The 2,503-nt window shown below is 65.9% G+C and carries 4 protein-coding genes; 3 read left to right on the forward strand and 1 reads right to left on the reverse strand.

Annotated elements, in window-relative coordinates:
- Positions 1 to 318, forward strand: a 318-nt coding sequence (locus tag Q1W68_RS06075; protein ID WP_300715882.1) for a winged helix-turn-helix transcriptional regulator, incomplete at its 5' end; no start/stop codon positions are given.
- Here Q1W68_RS06075 and Q1W68_RS06080 read toward each other — a convergent pair.
- The gene (locus tag Q1W68_RS06080) at positions 319 to 1,170 is read right to left on the reverse strand and encodes a fumarylacetoacetate hydrolase family protein (RefSeq protein ID WP_300648516.1); all 852 of its coding nucleotides are present in this window, start codon (positions 1,168 to 1,170) and stop codon (positions 319 to 321) included.
- Between the two features lie 157 nt (positions 1,171 to 1,327).
- On the opposite strand from Q1W68_RS06080, the gene grpE reads away from it, so the two are divergent.
- Together grpE and Q1W68_RS06090 are read left to right on the forward strand one after the other, a co-directional pair.
- On the forward strand, positions 1,328 to 1,894 hold the full coding sequence (gene grpE / locus Q1W68_RS06085; protein ID WP_300648514.1) for a nucleotide exchange factor GrpE: 567 nt from the start codon (positions 1,328 to 1,330) through the stop codon (positions 1,892 to 1,894).
- 94 nt (positions 1,895 to 1,988) lie between these two features.
- On the forward strand, positions 1,989 to 2,503 hold a 515-nt coding region (locus tag Q1W68_RS06090), incomplete at its 3' end, for an Hsp70 family protein (protein ID WP_300715883.1).

The raw sequence follows: 2,503 nt of genomic DNA on the forward strand, positions 1-2,503 counted from the left end.
GCCGTGATCCAGCTCTTCGACCTGCTCGAATCGCGCTACGCCATGCGGGTGATCTGGGCACTCTCGGACGGCCACCCCCAGACCTTTCGCCTGCTGCAGGACAGCGTGGGCGGTGTGACCCCCAACACCTTGAACACCCGCATCAAGGAACTGCGTGCAGCGCGCCTGGTGGACCACAGCGGCCACGGCTACCGGCTCACCACGCAAGGCGCCGAACTGGCGCGCCGCCTGAGCGATGTTCAGCAGTTCGCTACTCGGTGGGCGCACCAGCAGGCGCGTGTGGCGGCCAGCGCCACACCCCACCAGCCGGGCGCCTGATCAAGCGGCGGGAGCGGCCACCACGGTCTGGCGCTGCTCGCCCAGGCCCCGCGCGCCCAGTGTCATCACATCCCCAGCCTTCAAATACACGGGCGGCTTGTGGCCCATGCCGACGCCGGGCGGCGTGCCGGTGGGAATCACGTCGCCGGGCTGCAAGGCCATGAAACGCGAGAGGTAGCTCACGATGGTCTTCACGCCAAAGATCATGGTGCGGGTGTTGCCGGTCTGACGGCGTTCGCCGTTCACGTCGAGCCACAGGTCCACGTCCTGCGGGTCGCCCAGTTCGTCGGGCGTGACCAGCCAGGGGCCGATGGGGCAGTGCGTGGGGTAGCTCTTGCCCTTGGCCCACTGACCTTCATATTCCATCTGGTAAGCGCGCTCGGACACGTCGTTGACCAGGCAGAAGCCGGCCACGAAGTCCAGGGCCTGGTCTTCGCTCACGTGGAAGGCGCGCCGGCCGATCACGATGCCCAGCTCCACTTCCCAGTCGAGCTTTTGCGCGCCTGGCGGCAGCCACACATCGTCAAAGGGACCACAGATGGCACCGCTGTGCTTGTTGAACACGATCGGCTGGCCCGGCGCCTTCAGGCCGGCCTCGGCCGCGTGGTCGGCGTAGTTCAGGCCGATGCCGATCACGTTGCCCACACCACCCACGCAGGCGCCCAGACGCGTGCCCGGCGGGACCGCCGGCAGGCCGGTCGGATCGAGCGCGGCCAGCCGGGCCATAGAATCACGCCCCAGCGTCGCCGGGTGGATGTCGGCCACCACACCCGTGAGGTCGCGCAGCGTGCCGCTGACGTCGATCAGACCGGGTTTCTCGGCACCAGCCGGTCCGTGGCGAAAGAGTTTCATGGGTTCTACCTGTTGAGTCGTCGGTTGGAGAGGGGCCGATTGTGGGGCCCGATCCGCCAAACGCCTGTCGCCTCCTTGAAACCCCGCTCACCGCCCCCATGTGCCTGCTTGCGGCCAGCGTTGCCCACCTTTTTCACGAACTTTTCCATTCATTGCCATGAGCCAAGACCAACAGCCCGCCGACAACGCTTCCCCGGACACCAGCGCGCCCATGAGCCCGGAAGAGGCGATGGCGGCCGCCGCAGTGGCCGAGGCCGAGGCCATCAATGCCCTGAGCCACGAGGTCGCCACGCTCAAGGCGCAAAACGCCGATCTGGCCGAGCAGTTCCTGCGCGCCAAGGCCGAGGCCGAGAACACCCGCCGCCGCGCCGAAGAAGAAATCAGCAAGTCGCGCAAGTTCGCGGTGGAGAGCTTTGCCGAAAGCCTGCTGCCGGTGGCCGACAGCCTGGAAGCCGGCCTGGCCATCACGGAGGCCACGCGCGAACAGCTGCGCGAAGGGTCCGAGGCCACGCTCAAGCAGCTCAAGAGCGCACTGGAGCGTCACCGCGTGCTGGAAATCAACCCGCCGGGTTCGACCAAATTCGACCCGCACCAGCACCAGGCCATCAGCATGGTGCCGGCCGACCAGGAGCCCAACACCGTGGTGAGCGTCCTGCAAAAGGGCTATTCCATCGCCGACCGCGTGCTGCGCCCGGCCCTGGTCACGGTGACCGCGCCCAAATAAGTTTTCGGTGCGGTCGCGCTCTTGAAAAGAGACCGACTTATCCACACCTCATCCACATCGTTTTCAACAATCTTTTTCTACACGGAGTCACAACATGGGACGAATCATCGGCATTGACCTGGGCACCACCAACTCGTGCGTGTCCATCATGGAAGGCAACACCACCAAGGTGATCGAGAACTCGGAAGGTGCACGCACCACGCCGTCGATCGTGGCTTACCAGGAAGACGGCGAAGTGCTGGTGGGCGCCTCGGCCAAGCGCCAGGCCGTGACCAACCCGCGCAACACGCTGTACGCGATCAAGCGCCTGATCGGCCGCAAGTTCACCGAGAAGGAAGTGCAGAAGGACATCAACCTGATGCCCTACTCCATCGTGGCGGCCGACAACGGCGACGCCTGGGTGGAAGTGCGCGGCAAGCAGATCTCGGCCCAGCAAGTCAGCGCCGACATCCTGCGCAAGATGAAGAAGACCGCCGAGGACTACCTGGGCGAGCCGGTGACCGAGGCCGTGATCACGGTGCCCGCGTACTTCAACGACGCGCAGCGCCAGGCCACCAAGGACGCCGGCCGCATCGCCGGTCTGGACGTCAAGCGCATCATCAACGAGCC

Origin of the sequence: Hydrogenophaga sp., from assembly GCF_030158645.1 — a bacterium.
Taxonomy (GTDB): domain Bacteria; phylum Pseudomonadota; class Gammaproteobacteria; order Burkholderiales; family Burkholderiaceae_C; genus Hydrogenophaga.

Bases quoted from the DNA above. Each gene is read 5' to 3' on its own strand.
- Q1W68_RS06080 (WP_300648516.1), bottom strand. From the start codon at position 1,170: ATGAAACTCTTTCGCCACGGACCGGCTGGTGCCGAGAAACCCGGTCTG.
- grpE (WP_300648514.1), top strand. From the start codon at position 1,328: ATGAGCCAAGACCAACAGCCCGCCGACAACGCTTCCCCGGACACCAGC.